Source organism: Mesorhizobium sp. P2_A12 (assembly GCF_056405075.1).
Map to the genome: position 1 here is coordinate 1 of NZ_JBFUCU010000090.1, position 581 is coordinate 581.

The following is a 581-nucleotide window of genomic DNA, read 5'->3' on the forward strand; positions in this document are numbered from 1 at the left end:
GCGCTTGTACAAAGTCTTGTGGCGAACGGCGCAGATGTGAACGAACAAGGTGACGAGGGAACGCCGCTGCACGCGGCCGTTCTCCAGGGCGATATTTCAATGGCAGCCTTCCTGCTGGACAAAGGTGCCGATATCGAAGCTGTAAAGCCTCCGGCCGGCTACAAGCCTTTGCATATTGCAGCAAGCTACGACAAACCGGAAATGGTCGCTTTCCTTCTACAACGGGGAGCGCAGGCAAATAGCAGAGATTTCGAGGAGCGAACGCCCCTCCATCTTGTGGCACGACTGGGGTACGCCGACATAGCTAAATTGCTCCTCGATAGCGGCGCTGACGCGGACGCAGTCGATGGGCATGCCAAGTATACCGCACTGCATTTCGCAATTCTGACGGACAAGAAGAAGATAGTGAGGTTGCTCCTCGACCGTTCGGCAGACGTCAACGCGGCGCCCACAGGGGAAAGCCCGCTTCACCTTGCCGCTAGGGAAGGATCACGGGAGGTTGTCGAGCTTCTCGTCAAACGAGGTGCCGATTTGAGCGCGAGAACCCATCAGGGGATGACCCCGCTGATGATTGCGGAGAG

The 581-nt window shown here is 57.5% G+C and carries 1 protein-coding gene; it reads left to right on the plus strand.

Annotation, left to right across the window (positions count from 1 at the left end; genetic code table 11):
• Positions 1-581 (plus strand): ankyrin repeat domain-containing protein (locus AC1DZU_RS35635; RefSeq protein ID WP_477292145.1); only part of this gene is annotated, 581 nt, incomplete at both ends.